Origin of the sequence: Novosphingobium aureum (assembly GCF_015865035.1) — a bacterium.
GTDB lineage: Bacteria > Pseudomonadota > Alphaproteobacteria > Sphingomonadales > Sphingomonadaceae > Novosphingobium > Novosphingobium aureum.
Genome location: NZ_JADZGI010000001.1, coordinates 2,424,003 through 2,440,161, shown reverse-complemented (window position 1 = coordinate 2,440,161; position 16,159 = coordinate 2,424,003). Strand labels below are relative to the sequence as shown.

General features: G+C 65.3%; 18 protein-coding genes and 2 riboswitches. Of the genes, 8 read left to right on the top strand and 10 right to left on the bottom strand.

The genetic code is table 11. From position 1 onward, the window contains the following. From I5E68_RS11405 to I5E68_RS11380, 6 genes are all read left to right on the top strand, one after another. The gene (locus tag I5E68_RS11405) at positions 1–678 is read left to right on the top strand and encodes an NAD(P)H-binding protein (protein WP_197163812.1); all 678 of its coding nucleotides are present in this window, start codon (positions 1–3) and stop codon (positions 676–678) included. A 62-nt stretch (positions 679–740) separates the two neighbouring features. Next, a riboswitch (glycine riboswitch) is annotated at positions 741–861 on the top strand. After that, a riboswitch (glycine riboswitch) is annotated at positions 862–986 on the top strand. It abuts the riboswitch before it with no gap. Positions 987–1,046: 60 nt separating this feature from the next. Then, a complete protein-coding gene (gcvT, locus tag I5E68_RS11400) occupies positions 1,047–2,207 on the top strand; it encodes a glycine cleavage system aminomethyltransferase GcvT (protein ID WP_197164795.1) in 1,161 nt (386 codons plus the stop codon). 12 nt (positions 2,208–2,219) lie between these two features. Further along, positions 2,220–2,588 (top strand): glycine cleavage system protein GcvH, encoded by a 369-nt coding sequence (gene gcvH / locus I5E68_RS11395; protein ID WP_197163810.1) that lies wholly within the window; start codon positions 2,220–2,222, stop codon positions 2,586–2,588. A 169-nt stretch (positions 2,589–2,757) separates the two neighbouring features. Further along, the gene (gene gcvPA, locus I5E68_RS11390; RefSeq protein ID WP_197163808.1) at positions 2,758–4,128 is read left to right on the top strand and encodes an aminomethyl-transferring glycine dehydrogenase subunit GcvPA; all 1,371 of its coding nucleotides are present in this window, start codon (positions 2,758–2,760) and stop codon (positions 4,126–4,128) included. Next, on the top strand, positions 4,125–5,696 hold the full coding sequence (gene gcvPB, locus I5E68_RS11385) for an aminomethyl-transferring glycine dehydrogenase subunit GcvPB (protein ID WP_197163806.1): 1,572 nt from the start codon (positions 4,125–4,127) through the stop codon (positions 5,694–5,696). Before gcvPA ends, gcvPB begins: the two co-directional genes overlap by 4 nt. Positions 5,697–5,797: 101 nt before the next feature. After that, the gene (locus I5E68_RS11380; protein WP_197163804.1) at positions 5,798–6,772 is read left to right on the top strand and encodes a bile acid:sodium symporter family protein; all 975 of its coding nucleotides are present in this window, start codon (positions 5,798–5,800) and stop codon (positions 6,770–6,772) included. Between the two features lie 4 nt (positions 6,773–6,776). Here the strand turns inward: I5E68_RS11380 and I5E68_RS11375 are convergent, their stop codons facing one another. From I5E68_RS11375 to I5E68_RS11365, 3 genes are all read right to left on the bottom strand, one after another. Continuing rightward, positions 6,777–6,926, bottom strand: coding sequence for a hypothetical protein (locus tag I5E68_RS11375; RefSeq protein WP_197163802.1), 150 nt, complete (start codon positions 6,924–6,926; stop codon positions 6,777–6,779). 161 nt (positions 6,927–7,087) lie between these two features. Beyond that, entirely contained in the window at positions 7,088–7,219 is a 132-nt protein-coding gene (locus I5E68_RS11370; RefSeq protein ID WP_197163800.1) for an entericidin A/B family lipoprotein, read from the bottom strand. A gap of 68 nt (positions 7,220–7,287) precedes the next feature. Further along, positions 7,288–8,217, bottom strand: a complete 930-nt coding sequence (locus I5E68_RS11365) for a DMT family transporter (RefSeq protein WP_440590239.1) — start codon at positions 8,215–8,217, stop codon at positions 7,288–7,290. A gap of 125 nt (positions 8,218–8,342) precedes the next feature. On the opposite strand from I5E68_RS11365, the gene I5E68_RS11360 reads away from it, so the two are divergent. Next, positions 8,343–8,549 (top strand): hypothetical protein, encoded by a 207-nt coding sequence (locus I5E68_RS11360; protein ID WP_197163798.1) that lies wholly within the window; start codon positions 8,343–8,345, stop codon positions 8,547–8,549. Positions 8,550–8,603: 54 nt separating this feature from the next. Here I5E68_RS11360 and I5E68_RS11355 read toward each other — a convergent pair whose 3' ends face one another. Together I5E68_RS11355 and I5E68_RS11350 are read right to left on the bottom strand one after the other, a co-directional pair. Then, positions 8,604–9,395 (bottom strand): hypothetical protein, encoded by a 792-nt coding sequence (locus I5E68_RS11355; protein WP_197163796.1) that lies wholly within the window; start codon positions 9,393–9,395, stop codon positions 8,604–8,606. A 242-nt stretch (positions 9,396–9,637) separates the two neighbouring features. Next, positions 9,638–11,158, bottom strand: coding sequence for a TadA family conjugal transfer-associated ATPase (locus I5E68_RS11350; protein ID WP_197163794.1), 1,521 nt, complete (start codon positions 11,156–11,158; stop codon positions 9,638–9,640). Positions 11,159–11,316: 158 nt separating this feature from the next. On the opposite strand from I5E68_RS11350, the gene I5E68_RS11345 reads away from it, so the two are divergent. After that, positions 11,317–11,595 carry an HNH endonuclease gene (locus tag I5E68_RS11345; protein WP_197163792.1) on the top strand — a complete coding sequence of 93 codons (279 nt, stop codon included), beginning with the start codon at positions 11,317–11,319 and terminating at the stop codon, positions 11,593–11,595. A 103-nt stretch (positions 11,596–11,698) separates the two neighbouring features. On the opposite strand, the gene I5E68_RS11340 is transcribed toward I5E68_RS11345, so the two are convergent. Genes I5E68_RS11340 through atpA form a run of 5 tightly spaced genes read right to left on the bottom strand, consistent with a single transcriptional unit; the run spans position 11,699 to position 16,148 of the window. Further along, a complete protein-coding gene (locus I5E68_RS11340) occupies positions 11,699–11,956 on the bottom strand; it encodes an ATP synthase F1 subunit epsilon (protein ID WP_197163790.1) in 258 nt (85 codons plus the stop codon). 3 nt (positions 11,957–11,959) lie between these two features. Beyond that, positions 11,960–13,417 (bottom strand): F0F1 ATP synthase subunit beta, encoded by a 1,458-nt coding sequence (gene atpD / locus I5E68_RS11335; protein ID WP_197163788.1) that lies wholly within the window; start codon positions 13,415–13,417, stop codon positions 11,960–11,962. 25 nt (positions 13,418–13,442) lie between these two features. Next, entirely contained in the window at positions 13,443–14,321 is an 879-nt protein-coding gene (locus I5E68_RS11330) for a F0F1 ATP synthase subunit gamma (RefSeq protein ID WP_197163786.1), read from the bottom strand. A gap of 4 nt (positions 14,322–14,325) precedes the next feature. Continuing rightward, positions 14,326–14,619, bottom strand: coding sequence for a putative quinol monooxygenase (locus I5E68_RS11325; RefSeq protein ID WP_197163784.1), 294 nt, complete (start codon positions 14,617–14,619; stop codon positions 14,326–14,328). After that, complete coding sequence (atpA, locus tag I5E68_RS11320) at positions 14,619–16,148, bottom strand: F0F1 ATP synthase subunit alpha (RefSeq protein WP_197163782.1); 1,530 nt, start codon at positions 16,146–16,148, stop codon at positions 14,619–14,621. The genes I5E68_RS11325 and atpA overlap by 1 nt, the downstream gene beginning before the upstream one ends. Between the last annotated feature and the right edge of the window lie 11 nt (positions 16,149–16,159).

Here is a 16,159-nt window from a genome sequence, read left to right as displayed (position 1 = left end):
ATGACCGTACGGCGTGTCTGTCTCGTGGGGGCGAGCGGGCTCGTCGGCTCCGCGGTCATGGCGGCGGCGGTGGGGCGCGACGACCTGCGCCTGATCGCGGTCGCGCGCGGCGAAGTGCCGCTCCCCGCGGGGGCACGCATGGAAGTGCTCGTCGGTGCGCCAGAGCGCTGGGGCGAACTGATCGAGGCCGCCCGGGCCGACGTCCTGGTATGCGCGCTGGGCACCACGATCGCGCGCGCAGGCAGCGAGAAGGCGTTTCGCGCCGTCGATCACGATCTCGTGCTCGCAACTGCAAGGGCAGCGCGCGCCTGCGGGATTGCGCACTTCGTGCTCGTTTCCTCGGTCGGCGCGGACAGCGCGAGCCGCAACTTCTATCTCTCGGTGAAGGGCGAGACCGAGGTCGCGCTCATGAAACTGGGCTTCGAGCGACTCGACGTCGTTCGCCCCGGCCTCCTGCTTGGCAAGCGCGCCGAGAAGCGCAAACTCGAGGGGCTGGGGCAAATTCTGGGGCCACTTGCCAATCTTGCCGTGCTGCACGGCAAGGCGCGCCGCTTCCGCTCTGTTCGCGCGATAAGGATGGGGCGCTCGTTGCTCGGCCTCGCGCTCGAGAACGCGAAAGGGCGCTTCGTTCACGAATACGACGGCATCCGAAGGGCGGAGCTTCGCTTCGGGGAATAGCGTCTTTTTGGGGGCGTGCGGCGTTGACAGGCTTCGCCGTGTGCAGCAATGCGCGGTCAATCGCTGGCAGCGCGGGAGAGATCTCGCCGATTCGCGACCGGACCTGTCCGGGAAGGGAATCGAAGAGGCGCCGAAGGAGCAACCGCCCCGGAAACTCTCAGGCAAAAGGACCGCGCCCGTCGATAGCGATACTCTGGAAAGTGCCTCGTCCCGATTTCGGGGCAGGCCGCCGACGGTGTAACCGCGACTGGCCGGAATTCCGGCTTGCCTCGGGAAAACTCTCAGGCTTCCGTGACAGAGGGGGCACCTGTTAATGGTGTTACCGATCTGTGCGGAGTTGTGCCTTGAGTGAAAAGCCTTCCACTGACGTGAATCCGCTCGACGAGGCCGAAGGTCTCGAACCGATCGAGACCTTGCTGCTGCCGCTCGATGCCTGGCATCGCGAGCAGGGCGGCCGGATGGTCGAGTTCGCCGGCTACATGATGCCGGTCCAGTACGACGGTGAGGGTGGCGGCATCATGGCCGAACACCTGTGGACCCGCGAGAGCGCCGGCCTGTTCGACGTCAGCCACATGGGCCAGCTCTACGTCAGCCTCGAAGAGGGCGCCTCGCTCGATCTCGATGCCGCGCTTGAGGCTGCACTGCCGATCGATCTCTCGACGCTCAAGCATGGCTCGGTGCGCTACTCGCTGCTGCTCGACGAGAATGGCGGAATTCTCGACGACCTGATGGTCACGCGCTGGGCACAAGGTTTCTACCTCGTCGTCAATGGCGCGACCAAGTGGGACGACATCGGCACCTTGCGCGAGTTGCTGCCCGATGAGGTCAACCTCAACCACCTCGACGACAGCGCGCTGCTTGCGCTGCAAGGTCCCAAGGCTTTCGCCGTGCTCGAACGTCTGGTCGAGGGCGAGACCGCGCTTGCCGACCTCAAGTTCATGAAGGGCGCTGCCTTCACGCTCGGCGGCGTCGATGCCTGGATCAGCCGCTCGGGCTACACCGGCGAGGACGGTTTCGAAATCGCGATCCCCGGCGAGGCCGCGGCGCATGTCGCCTCGCTGATCTGCGGCGAGGACGAAGTTCACCCGATCGGCCTTGGCGCACGCGATTCGCTGCGTCTCGAGGCGGGGCTGCCGCTCTACGGTCACGACATGGACCCCGAGCACGGTCCGGTCGATTCCGGCCTGCTGTTCGGCGTCAACAAGCGTCGCCGCAGCGAAGGTGGTTTCCCCGGAGCCGAGCGCGTGCAGCGCGACATCGCCGAGGGTACCGCGCGCAAGCGCGTCGGCCTGACCCTGACCGGTCGCATGGCCGCGCGCGAGGGTGCGCGCGTGCTTCACGGCGAGACCGAGGTCGGCGTCGTCACCTCGGGCGGCTTCGCGCCGAGCCTGCAGCATCCCATTGCCATGGCCTACGTCGATACCGCGCTCGCCGCCGACGGGACCGAGCTGACCATCGAGGTGCGCAACAAGCGTCTCGCTGCGACGGTCGCACCGATGCCTTTCGTTCCCAACCGTTATTTCCGCTGAGGAGCCTTCCCGATGCCTACCTATTATTCCGAGGACCATGAGTGGATCGAAGTCGAGGGCGACCTCGGCACCGTCGGCATCACCGACTACGCACAGGGCCAGCTCGGCGACATCACCTTCGTCGACCTTCCTGAAGAGGGCGAAGTCGCCAAGGGCGACTCGGTTGCCGTCGTCGACTCGGTCAAGGCCGCCAGTGACGTCTACACCCCGGTTTCGGGCACCATCACCGAGTCCAACGACGCGCTCGCCGACGAGCCCGAGCTGGTCAACACCGACGCCGAAGTCGGCGGCTGGCTGTTCCGCATCACCCTTTCGGATGCGGCAGAACTCGAAGAGCTGATGGACGAGGCCGCCTACAAGAAATACGTCGAAGGCCTCTGATCGCATGGCCCTGCCGCCGCATGCGCAGGGCCTTGCCTGAACCGGCAATGCAGGCGCGCCTCTTCGCATCGCGGAGGCGCGCCGCCAGCCGGGCACTGATCGAACCCGATAGCCGCCGCGGGATGCATACGGCGCGCGCAAGTCTTCCAACGACAGGAACCGCTGCCTGATGCGTTATCTTCCCCTGACCGACACCGATCGTGCCGACATGCTCGGCGTCATCGGCGCCGCCTCGGTCGACGACCTGTTCTGCGACGTGCCCGAAGCGGCACGTCTCGACGGCCCGATCGAAGGCCTGCCCGGCCACGCCAGCGAGATGGCGGTCGAGCGGCACATGTCCCGCCTCGCGGCCAAGAACCTCAACGCCGAGGCCGCGCCGTTCTTTCTCGGCGCAGGCGCCTATCGCCATCACGTGCCGGCCTCGGTCGATCACTTGATCCAGCGCGGCGAGTTCCTCACCGCCTACACGCCCTACCAGCCCGAGATCGCGCAGGGCACGCTGCAGGTGCTCTTCGAGTTCCAGACCCAGGTCGCGCAGCTGTTCGGCACCGACATCGCCAATGCCTCGATGTACGACGGCTCGACCGCGTGCTGGGAAGCGATCCTGATGGCCGCGCGCGTGACCAAGAAGGGCAAGGCGGTGCTCTCGGGCGGCCTGCACCCGCACTACGGCGAAGTCGTGCGCACCATGGCGAAGTTCACCAAGGACGACATCGTCAGCCTCGCCCCCGAGCTGTCTGCCGAACCCGATGATGCTGCGGTGATCGCGGCGATCGACGAGGGTACGGCAAGCGTCGTCGTGCAGTACCCCGACATCATGGGGCGCATCCCCGATCTCGCGGCGATTGCTGAGGCTGCCCATGCCGCCAAGGCGTTGCTGATCGTCGTCGTGACCGAGCCGGTCGCACTCGGCATGATCGAGGCACCGGGCAATCTGGGCGCCGACATCGTCGTGGGCGAGGGCCAGTCGATCGGCGTCGGCCTGCAGTTCGGTGGGCCCTACCTCGGCCTGTTCGGCTGCCGCGAGAAATTCGTGCGCCAGATGCCGGGCCGCCTGTGCGGCGAGACCGTCGATGCCGAGGGCAAGCGCGGCTTCGTGCTCACCCTCTCGACCCGCGAGCAGCACATTCGCCGCGAGAAGGCGACGAGCAATATCTGCACGAATTCAGGTCTTTGCGCGCTGGCCTTCAGCATTCACATGACCCTCTTGGGTGGCGAGGGCCTCGCCGGTCTGGCGGCGGTCAACCACGACCGGGCGCAGGCTCTGGTCGAGCGCCTCACGCAGATTCCCGGCGTCTCGCTGCTCAACGATGCCTACTTCAACGAAGCCACGCTGGTCCTGCCGGCAGAGGCGCGCGAAGTGGTTCGCGAGCTGGCCGAGCGCAGCGTTCTGGGCGGCGTGTCGCTCGGCCGCCTGTTCCCGGCCGAGACGGCCTTGCACAAGGGCCTGCTCGTCGCGGCGACCGAGACGGTCACCGACGAGGACATCGAGACCTTTGCCCGCGAACTTGCGGCAGTCCTGGAAGGAGCGGCGGCATGAGCGGCGTGAACGCATCGGGCTGGCGCCCGACCATGAAGGAAGCAGGCGGCGAGGGCACTGGCGCTCCGACTGCCAGCGGTGATCGCGCGCTGATGCTCGAGGAGCCGCTGATCTTCGAACTCGGCAGCGAGGGCAAGTGCGGTGTCGATCTCGACACCCCTGCGCGCAAGCCTGCATCGGGTCTTGCGAAGTTCCTGCGCAAGGCAGCCCCCGCGCTCCCCGGCCTGACCGAGCCTGAGACCGTGCGCCACTACACGCGCCTCTCGCGCCAGAACTACGGTATCGACCTCGGCCCGTTCCCGCTCGGCTCGTGCACCATGAAGCACAACCCGCGCCTGAACGAGAAGATGGCCCGCCTGCCGGGCTTCGCCGACGTTCACCCGCTCCAGCCGCAAAAGACCATCGAGGGCGCGCTCGAAGTGATCGAGCAGCTCGCCGACTGGCTGATCAAGCTGACCGGCATGGCCTCGGTCGCGATGAGTCCCAAGGCAGGTGCGCACGGCGAGCTTTGCGGCCTGCTGTGCATCCGCGCCGCGCTCGATGCGCGCGGGGAAAGCCGCGACATCGTGCTCGTGCCCGAGAGCGCGCACGGTACCAATCCGGCGACGGCTGCTTTTGCCGGCTTCAAGGTCCAGTCGATCCCGGCGACCCCGGATGGCCGGGTCGATCTCGAGGCGCTCAAGGCCAAGCTTGGGCCGGACGTTGCGGGCGTGATGATCACCAACCCCAATACCTGCGGCCTGTTCGAGCCCGACATGAAGGCGATTGCCGATGCCGTTCACGCGGTGGGCGGTTACGTCTACTGTGACGGCGCGAACTTCAACGCCATCGTCGGGCGCGTGCGTCCGGGCGATCTCGGCGTCGATGCCATGCACATCAACCTGCACAAGACCTTCTCGACGCCTCATGGCGGCGGTGGTCCCGGTGCCGGTCCGGTGGTGCTCTCGGAAGCGCTGGCACCTTACGCGCCGCTGCCTTTCGTTACGCGTGGGGCTGACGGGGCGATCCATCTCGTCGAGGAAGAGAACCGGGGCGAGGGGCATCAGAGCGCCTTTGGCCGCATGGTCGCCTTTCATGGCCAGATGGGCATGTTCACCCGCGCGCTCACCTATATTCTCAGCCACGGCAACGATGGCCTGAAGCAGGTGGCGGAAGACGCGGTGCTCAACGCCAACTACATCCTGCGCTCGTGTGATGATCTGCTCGAGGCTCCTTTCGGCAAGAGCGGGCCTTGCATGCACGAGGCGCTGTTCAGCGACGCGGGGCTGGCCGATGGCCTTTCCACGCTCGACATCGCCAAGGGTCTGATCGACGAGGGTTTCCACCCGATGACGGTCTATTTCCCGCTGGTGGTCAAGGGCGCGATGCTTGTCGAGCCGACGGAGACAGAGAGCAAGGCCGGTCTCGACCGCTTCATCGGCTCGCTGCGCAGTCTCGCCGAGCGTGCCAAGGCGGGCGACGAGAGCCTGCACGAGGCACCGTTCTTCGCGCCGCGCCGTCGCCTCGACGAGACCCGCGCGGCACGCAAGCCGGTGCTCGTCTGGAAGGACGCCTCAGCCGAAAGCTGAGCTTGGCATGCAAACATGGCGAGGCGGGGCACGCGTGTCCCGCCTCGCTGCGTATCGGCCCGGCGCGAACGCGTGGGTCGACATGAAGGGAGGGACTGGCGATGGCGGACCGCGTGACGAGGCTCTTCGCCTTGTGGACCGTACTGGGTGTTACCTGGGCCTGGTTCGTACCCGAACACTTCACCTGGGTCGCCGATGGCAGCGTTCGTCCCTTCGGGCAGTCGCTGATCGCGGTAATGCTGGGCATCATCATGCTCGGCATGGGACTAACCCTGAGCCCTGACGATTTCCGCCGCGTACTCGCCTTGCCGCGGCAGGTTATCGCGGGCGCCTTGCTCCAGTTTACCGTGATGCCGCTCGCCGGCTTTTTCTCCGCCGAGGTCTGGGGGCTTGCGCCGGGCCTCGCGGTCGGCCTGATCCTCGTCGCCTGCTGTCCCGGTGGAACGGCTTCCAACGTCATCAGCTATCTCGCACGTGCCAACGTGGCGCTGTCGGTGACGATGACCCTCGTCTCCACACTTGCTGCCATCGTGCTCACGCCCGTGCTGACCGGCGCGCTTGGCGGGGTATGGATCGAGATCGACCGCGTCAGCCTGTTTCGCGAGATGGTGACCGTGGTGCTGCTGCCAGTGGTCGCGGGGGTCGCGCTCAACCGCTTCGTGCCAGGTGTGACCCGCCGCCTGACTGCAATCTCGCCACTTGTTTCGGTGCTCTTCGTGGTGCTGATCGTTTCGGCCATCGTGGCGCGCTCGAAGCCGTTGATCGCAGACCATGCAGGCGTGCTGCTTGCCGCGGTGGCGACGCTGCACGCGCTGGGTTTCGGTCTCGGCTACCTGCTGGGCAAGCTGCTGCGTCTCGAGGAAGCCGCTGCGCGTACGATCAGCATCGAGGTGGGCATGCAGAACAGTGGGCTTGGTGCCAGCCTCGCCTCCAGCCCGAGCTTTGCGCGCCAGTTCGCGCTGCCTGCGCAGGCCGCGCTTGCACCGGTTCCCGCCGCGATATCGGCGGTCATGCACGTATTGATCGGGAGCCTTCTCGCCTCGCTGTGGCATCGCAGGCCACCGCGAGAGGACTGAGGCTTCAGGTGGCGCGGTCGACCGCGTCGGCAGCGCTCTCGAGGTCACGACCCACACCCTTCACGGTGTTGCACGCAGCGGTTCCCACCAGCATGGCGCCGAGTGCGAGGGTGATAGCGATCCTGTGAAAACGGGGTGACTTGCTGTCCGTCATGGCGGGTCCATCCTGAAAACGAGGACACCAGACTAGAGCGGAACATTCCTGCGCAAAAGTCGCCGTGTGCAATGATCGACAGTCACGATCGATCAGTGCGGATCGAGAGCCGGAAAAGTGCACTCGGTGGCGTGAGGCGCTTTTCCGGCTCTCGAATTTGGTCAGTTGATGGCTTCGTCGCCAGCCTGACCGACCGATTCGATGTCCTGGCCAGCACCCTTGACGGTGTTGCAAGCGCTGGCGCCGAGCGCGAGGGAGCCCGCGAGGCAGGCAAATACGATCTTGCGGATCATGGTGTCTTCCTTCCTTGTCTCGCCGGCTCAGTGCCCGGCAGGTATCGGGAGAAACACCGATCTGGCGGTCAGGTTCCGCGGCGCATGTCGGGGTCGGTTTCGTCTGCTGCTTCCTCCAGTGCCCCCGAGTCGAGCGAGGACGTGGGGGATACGCGCTTGGCGAGGAAGTGCTCGCGCCAGGTGATGATCATTCCCGCAGCGATGATCAGGGGCGCGCCGAGCCAGGTGGTGTGCGGTGGCCAGCTGTCGAAGATCACAAGGCCGTACAGCGTCGCCCAGATGAGCGAGACGTAGTCGATCACGACGACGGTTGCGACCGGGGCATGGCGTAGCGAGGCGGCGATGAAGAACTGGCCGACGGTACCAGCAAGCCCGACACCGAGCAGGATCAGATAGGCCTCGCCATCGTGGATGCGTCCATAGAAGGGCAGGAAAACGCTCGCCCCCAGCATCCCGAACAGAGCAAACCAGAACACCATGGAGATCGGTGTATCGGTGCGCGCAAGATCGCGGATCTGGAAGCTGACGGTGGCGACGATCACCCCGGCGCCAAGCCCAGCGACGATGCCCAGTGTCGGGACGTCGGCGATCTCGCCGGGGCCTGCAATAACCAGTACACCGGCAAAGCCGGCCACGACCGAGGTCCAGCGCCAGCGTCCGACGTGTTCGCGCAGGATGATCGCGGTGATGAGCACGGCGAAGAGCGGTGCCGTGAAGCCCAATGTCGTCGCGACCGGCAGCGGTAGCAGGGTCGAGGCGGCGATGTTGCAGAACAGGCCGAGCGTCCCCACCGCCGCACGTCCGGCGTGTGCGACGGGGCGGCGGGTGGCAAGCTTGCCGAGCTGGCGCGACATCGCCAGCCAGCCTGCGATCAGGGGGACGCTGACCGCCTGGCGCCAGAACATCAGTTCGGGCATCGAGACGCCATGCGTACCGGCGAGCTTGATCAGCATGAACATCGTCGCCAGCGCAAAGGTCGCCCCCAGTCTGAGCCCGATGGCCAGCAGGGGATTGTGAGGCCGTTCGCCCTGGGTAGGCGAGGCGGGCTGCGTCGGGAGGGAGTTTGGGGAAGAGCGCACGCAAGGTGCTTTAACTCACGTGCACTTCGGGGCAAGTGCAGGGAATGGAACAGGGCGATCAGATCATGCTCAGTGCCGGCGCCGTGCTGGCCATCGTCGCGGCTATCGCCAGCCTCGCCGAGCGACGCCGCATGCGCCGCCGCGATCTAGACCGGGTGGGCTTCATGCCATGGACCGGGATATTCCTGATCGCGTTTCTCGGAGCGGTCCTGCTGATTGGTCTGGGCGGGAGACATTGGCTGACCGGCTGACGGAAATTGGCCAGACACTCACGCCGATAAAGAAGCGGACCTGAGGTTCGCCGCTTAACGAAAGCTCCCCCTCAAGACGACATGCGGCCCGTTGAAACGGTAATCGATCCCGCCGACCCACTCGGGTTTGGCGATCTCGAGGCGCATGTCGACGTGGCGGTAGCCAAGGCCCAGAGCCACATTGTCGTGCAACTCGTAAAGCAGCGCAGCCTCGGCGTTGAGGATGCGGCCGCTTGCATTGTTGAGGGTGAGCTTCAGGTAGTCTGCGCGGCCCTGCAGGCGCAGGTTCGGCGTGACCTGGTAGATGCCGTAAATCCCCAGTGTCGGAAGAGGTGCGAGCGCACTGCGCCGGCGGCTTTCAAAGGCGGCGCTCTGCCCGGCAAAGCTGGCTTCGCCCTCCAGCGTGATTGCGAAGTTGGTGGCGTGAAGGCCTACCGCAGCGCCAAGGACGAAATCCTTGCCGGTCAGGAAGTCCCAGCCCACGCCCGCGCGATAGGTGTCGGTCTCGAAGCTGCTCGCTACGTTGGCCGTGGCGGGGAAGGTGAGGTTGGCGAAATGGATGTCGCGGTTGATCGTGCCCTGGGCATCTCGGTCGATCGAGAAGTACTCGAAGAAGGCGCGAAAGCCGTTGCCGAGCTTGAGCCCTGCATGGACCGTGGGAGCAGAGGCGTGCTGCTCGAAATGAAGGTCCTGCTCGAGGTCGATCACGGTCGCCGGGATGGTGGCGGTGCGGTCCTCGACATAGACCGCGCTATCGACGGATGGTCGGAAGTAGGAAACCTCGATCCAGTAATTCTCGTTGATCGAGTCCGCGTGGGCCGGGAGCGGGGCCAAGGTCAGCGCCATCAGGGAAACTCCCATGAGGGCCTTGCGCATAGTACGATGATCTGGCCGGACACCTTGCGGGTTCATGGCTGCCTCCCCTTCGGATCGGTGACCCATGTCGGCCGATCTCATGCGAGTTTATGGCACCCTGGCTGACCGCTCCAGCCAGACTCCCGGGGGAATGCGTCAGGGATTACCCCCGTAACACCCGCGGATTTCCCGTAGGTGTCACGGCAAGGCCGATAGCTGGCAGAACCCCGAGCTTAGAGGCAGGCTTCGAGATAGGCCTGGTCGAAACCGAACTGGCGCGCCTTCTCGAGGGTGTAGGGGCGCAGGCCCGAGCTGCGGAACTCGCCGAGGATCTTGCCGTCGTCGGTTTCGTCCATGTACTCGAACTTGAACAGTTCCTGCGTGACGATGACGTCGCCTTCCATGCCGATCACTTCGGTGATGTTGGTGGTGCGGCGCGAACCATCGCGAAGGCGCTTAACCTGCACGATGATGTCGACCGATTCCGCGATCTGGCGGCTGATGGCTTCCTTGGGGATCTTGATGTCGCCCATCAGGATCATGTTCTCCATACGCCCGAGGCACTCGCGCGGCGAGTTGGCGTGGAGCGTACACATCGAGCCGTCGTGGCCGGTGTTCATCGCGGCGAGGAGGTCGAAACACTCCGCGCCACGAATTTCGCCCAGGATAATGCGGTCGGGGCGCATACGCAGGGCGTTCTTGACGAGGTCGCCGATGGTGATCGCGCCCTGGCCCTCGAGGTTCGGCGGGCGGGTTTCGAGCGGCAGCCAGTGCGGCTGCTGCAGGCGAAGTTCGGCCGCGTCCTCGATGGTGAGCACGCGCTCGCCCGGGTCGATCATTTTCGACAGGGCATTGAGCATCGTCGTCTTGCCCGAGCCGGTACCGCCCGAGATGACCACGTTCATACGGCAGGCGCCCGCAATCTTGAGACAGGTCGCCATCTTCTCGGACATCGAGCCGAAGTCCTTGAGCATGTCGATGGTGATCGGCTTTTCGGAGAACTTACGAATCGAGATCGCCGTGCCGCGCAAGCTAAGCGGAGGCACGATGACGTTGACACGGCTGCCGTCCTTGAGACGGGCGTCGGCCAGCGGCGTGGTCTGGTCGACGCGGCGGCCGACCTGGTTGACGATGCGCTGGGCGATCTGGAACAGGTGCTGCTCGTCGCGGAACTTGGTCGGCGCGAGCTGCAGTTTGCCCTTCTTTTCGATGTAGGTCTGGTTGGGCCCGTTGACCATGATGTCGGAGACGTCGGGGTCGTTAAGCAGCTCTTCCAGCGGGCCGAAGCCGAGCAGTTCGTCGATCAGCACCTTCTCCAGCGCGAACTGTTCGCGGCGGTTGAAGGTGATCTTGAGCTCGGCGAGCACCTCGATGATGATCGGGCGGAATTCCTCCGACAGCTCGTCCTTGGTGAGCGTGGCCGCAGCCTCGGGGTCGACGCGTTCGAGCAGGCGCGGAAGCACCTGTTCCTTGATCTTGTGAATCGAGGCTTCGAAGCCGCCCTGTTCGGATTCGCCGCTGTGCACCGCGTTGGCGCGATCGGCGAGACGGCTCATCGCGTCCTCGCGCATGTTCTGCGCGCTGGGCGTGGGCTCCATCGGTGCGGAAGGCTCGCCGGGCGTGGGCACGCCGCCACGTGCGGTGGCCGCCTTGTCACCGGCCGTGCCGTTCTTGATCGGTTTGGCGACGCCGAATGCGGGCCGGGCACCCTGGCCCATGCCGCCGATCCCGCTGCGTCGTCCGAATGCCGTCATGTGCCTGTCAACCTTATCCCCGCACCCGTCAAACCGACGGGCCAATCTGAGCGACCGAACCGGTTATTAAGGTTGAAACTTTGATAACTTCCTAATGCCGGTCACGGCTCGTCGCGAAGCTGGCCAGTCCCGTTGCGAGGGTTTAGTAACCGGCGGCGATGGAAGCGCAAGATCGCACGTGCTGGCTATGCGAGCGTCCGCTGGGGCGCCGCGTGGAATGGCATCACCCCGTGCCCAAGAGCCGCGGCGGGCGTGAGACCGTGCCGGTGCACCCGATTTGCCATCGCACGCTCCACGTGACCTTCACCAACCACCAACTCGCGCGGATCGGAGCGGCTGTCGAGGAGTTGCGTGGTGATCCTGCCATTACGCGCTTTCTTGGCTGGGTCGCGAACAAGCCTGCCGACTTCCACGCGCCCACCCGTCGCAAGAGCTGAGGGGCTGCGGATTTTCGTGGCACTCAAAAGCGAAGGGCGCCCCCGGCATGGCCGGAGACGCCCTTGATATGCTTGTGCCCGGCCTTGTGGCAGGGACGCAGGCTCAGCCCTCGACGTGCTCCGCGAGCACGGTCAGGCCCGCATCGCCGACTTCGGCGAAACCGCCCGAGATGACGATCTCTTCGGGAATCGCGTTCTCGGTCTTGTAGACCTTGATGGCGCCGTCGGCGACGGTCGACATGAAGGGGGCATGGCCCGCGAGCACGCCGAACTCGCCCTCGGTGCCGGGAACGACCACCATGTGGACTTCCTCAGAGCGGACGAGCTTGGCCGGCGTGACGAGTTCGAAGTGCAGGGGCATCGCTTAGGCGTCCTCGGCCAGCTTCTTGGCCTTGGCAACCGCCTCCTCGATGCCGCCGACCATGTAGAAGGCTGCTTCGGGAAGGTGGTCGTACTCGCCTTCGACGACGGCCTTGAACGACTTCACGGTGTCCTCGAGCTGGACGAACTTGCCCGGGATGCCGGTGAAGACCTCGGCGACGTGGAACGGCTGCGAGAGGAAGCGCTGGATCTTGCGGGCGCGCGCAACGGTCAGCTTGTCCTCTTCCGAGAGCTCGTCCATGCCGAGAATGGCGATGATGTCCTGCAGCGACTTGTACTTCTGCAGGGTCTCCTGGACGGCGCGGGCGGTCTCGTAGTGCTCGTTGCCCACGACACGCGGTTCGAGAACGCGCGAGGTCGAGTCGAGCGGGTCGACCGCCGGGTAGATGCCCAGCTCCGAGATGGCGCGGTTCAGCGTGGTCGTCGCGTCGAGGTGGGCGAACGAGGTTGCCGGTGCCGGGTCGGTAAGGTCGTCGGCGGGAACGTAGATGGCCTGGACCGAGGTGATCGAACCCTTGGTGGTCGAGGTGATGCGCTCCTGCAGCGCGCCCATGTCGGTCGACAGGGTCGGCTGATAGCCCACGGCGGAGGGGATACGACCGAGCAGTGCCGACACCTCAGCACCCGCCTGGGTGAAGCGGAAGATGTTGTCGACGAAGAACAGAACGTCCTGGCCTTCCTGGTCGCGGAAGTACTCGGCCATGGTCAGGCCCGAGAGAGCGACGCGGGCACGGGCGCCCGGGGGCTCGTTCATCTGGCCGAACACGAGGGCAACCTTCGAACCGTCCGAAGTGGCGTTGCCTTCGGCGTCCTTGGCGATAACGCCAGCGTCGAGGAACTCGTGGTAGAGGTCGTTGCCCTCGCGGGTACGCTCACCGACGCCAGCGAAGACGGACACGCCGCCGTGGCCCTTGGCGATGTTGTTGATGAGCTCCTGGATGAGCACGGTCTTGCCCACGCCCGCGCCGCCGAACAGGCCGATCTTGCCGCCCTTGGCGTAAGGCGCGAGAAGGTCGATGACCTTGATGCCGGTGACGAGGATGGCCGCTTCGGTCGACTGGTCGATGAAGGCCGGTGCCTCGGCGTGGATCGGGGCGTGCATGTCCGAACCGATCGGGCCGCGCTCGTCGATGGGCTCGCCCACGACGTTCATGATGCGGCCGAGGGTCTTGGGACCGACGGGGACCGAGATCTGCTTGCCGGTGCTGGCGACCGACTGGCCACGGGTGAGGCCGTCGGTGCCGTCCATGGCGATGGTGCGCACGGTGTTCTCGCCGAGGTGCTGGGCGACCTCGAGAACGAGCTTCTGACCGTTGTTGTCGGTCTCGAGCGCGGAAAGGATGGGGGGCAGCTCGCCTTCGAAGGTGACGTCGACGACAGCGCCGATCACCTGGCTGATCTTGCCTGCGGTGGTCTGGTTAAGCACGGGTGCAGTGGCCATTTGAGGTTTCCTTGCCTGCGATGTCTTAGAGCGCTTCCGCGCCCGCGATAATTTCAACGAGTTCGGTGGTGATCGCGGCCTGGCGGCTGCGGTTGTACTGGATGGTCAGCTTCTGGATCAGATCGCCGGCGTTGCGCGTGGCGTTGTCCATGGCAGTCATCGACGCACCCTGTTCGGATGCGGCGTTCTCCAGCAGGGCACCGAAGATCTGGGTCTTGAGGTAGCGCGGCAGGAGTGCTTCGAGGATTTCCTCCTCCTCCGGCTCGTACTCGGTCACCGCGTCGCTGCCTGCATCTGCCGTGGCGGCGGGGGCGGGCACCGGGATGATCTGCTGGCCGGTCGGCTCTTGGACGAGCGCCGAACGGAACTTCGAGTAGAACAGGTGCGCCACGTCGAAGCGACCGTCCTCGTACATCGCCACCAGTTCGTCGGCGATCTTCTCGGCTTCGTTGAAGCCGGGGTCACGCACGTCGGTGGTGTCGAACATGTGAGCGATCTGGTCGGGGTGCTCGCGCTTGATCACCGCGCGGCCCTTGCGGCCCACGAGGTAGAACAGCACGTCCTTGCCTTCGGCTTCCAGCGCCTTCGCCTTGAGGCGCGCGGCCTTGACGATGTTGGCGTTGAAGGCACCGCACAGGCCCTTGTCCGAGTTCGCGACGACGATCAGGTGGACCTGATCGGAGCCGGTGCCGGCGAGGAGCTTGGGGCTGTTCTCGCTCAGCGTGATCTTGCTGGCGAGCGAGCCCATCACCTCTGCGAGGCGGGCGGCGTAGGGACGCGCCGATTCGGCGGCGGCCTGCGCCTTGCGCAGCTTGGCCGCGGCGACCATCTGCTTGGCCTTGGTGATCTTCTGGGTCGACTTGACCGAGTTGATCCGGCCCTTGAGTTCTTTCAAACTTGCCATTTTCTCAGCCTTCCAGGGGCTTAGCGATGACGACTTGCGGACTTTGCGTCAGCCAGTCGGGCAGCTTCGCGAGCAGATCCTGCATGTACTCCGTGCCTGCATGAGCATCGAGCGCGGCCTGCGAAGACCATTGCTCGTAGAGATACACGACAGGATCGCCGTTGGCAGCGCGGGTTGCCTCGATCAGCTCGCAGTCCGGATTGGACTGAGCATGCCCGGCCGCATCCTGCATGGAAGCGCAGAGCACATCCATGCAGTCGGGCCGTGCATCAAGCCTCACGATGGCAGTTACCGCCATCAGGCGAACTGCTTGGCGAAGGCGTCGAGTGCGGCGACGGTCTTGTCCTTGATCTCGCCCTCGAACTTCTGGGTCTCGCGGATCGAGGTCAGGATGTCGGCATGCTCGGAGCGCAGGTGGCTGAGCATGGCGGCCTCGTACTCGGTAACCTTGTCGACCGGGAGCTTGTCGAGGTAGCCGTTGGTGCCCGCGAAGATCGACACGGTCTGCTCTTCGAACGGGAGCGGCGAGAACTGGGGCTGCTTGAGCAGCTCGGTCAGGCGCGCACCGCGGTTGAGGAGCTTCTGGGTCGAAGCGTCGAGGTCCGAACCGAACTGCGCGAAGGCCGCCATTTCGCGGTACTGCGCGAGCTCGAGCTTGATCGAGCCGGCAACCTTCTTCATCGCCTTGGTCTGGGCCGAACCGCCGACGCGGCTGACCGACAGACCGACGTTGATGGCCGGACGCACGCCCTGGTAGAACAGGCCGGTTTCAAGGAAGATCTGGCCGTCGGTGATCGAGATCACGTTGGTCGGAATGTAGGCCGAGACATCGCCCGCCTGGGTTTCGATGATCGGCAGCGCGGTCAGCGAACCGGCACCCATCTCGTCGTTCATCTTCGCAGCGCGCTCGAGCAGGCGGCTGTGGAGGTAGAACACGTCGCCCGGATAAGCTTCACGGCCCGGGGGACGACGAAGCAGCAGCGACATCTGGCGGTAGGCGACGGCCTGCTTGGAAAGGTCGTCGTAGACGATCACGGCGTGCATGCCGTTGTCGCGGAAGAACTCACCCATCGCGGCGCCGGTGTAGGGCGCGAGGTACTGCAGCGGTGCGGGCTCCGAAGCGGTCGCGGCGATGACGATGGAGTATTCCATCGCGCCGTTCTCTTCGAGCTGGCGCACGATCTGCGCGACGGTCGAGCGCTTCTGGCCGACGGCGACGTAGATGCAGTAGAGCTTCTTGTTCTCGTCGTCGCCCGCGTTCGGACCCTTCTGGTTGATGAAGGTGTCGATCGCGACGGCGGTCTTGCCGGTCTGGCGGTCACCGATGATCAGCTCGCGCTGGCCACGGCCGACGGGGACGAGGGCGTCGATGGCCTTGAGGCCGGTCTGCACGGGCTCGTGCACCGACTTGCGCGGGATGATGCCCGGGGCCTTCGATTCCACGCGGCGGCGCTCGGTGTACATGATCGGGCCCTTGCCATCGATCGGGTTGCCGAGAGCGTCTACGACGCGGCCAAGGAGGCCCTTGCCGGTCGGCACGTCGACGATGGTGCCGGTGCGCTTGACGACATCGCCTTCCTTGATCTCGGCGTCCGAGCCGAAGATCACGACGCCGACGTTGTCGGCCTCGAGGTTGAGCGCCATGCCCTGAATGCCGTTGGCGAATTCGACCATTTCGCCGGCCTGGCAGTTGTCGAGGCCGTGAATGCGGGCAATGCCGTCACCGACCGACAGAACCGAGCCGACTTCGGAAACCTGGGCTTCGGTGCCGAAGCTGGCGATCTGGTCCTTGATGACCTTCGAGATTTCTGCTGCGCGGATATCCATTGTTCTGCCTT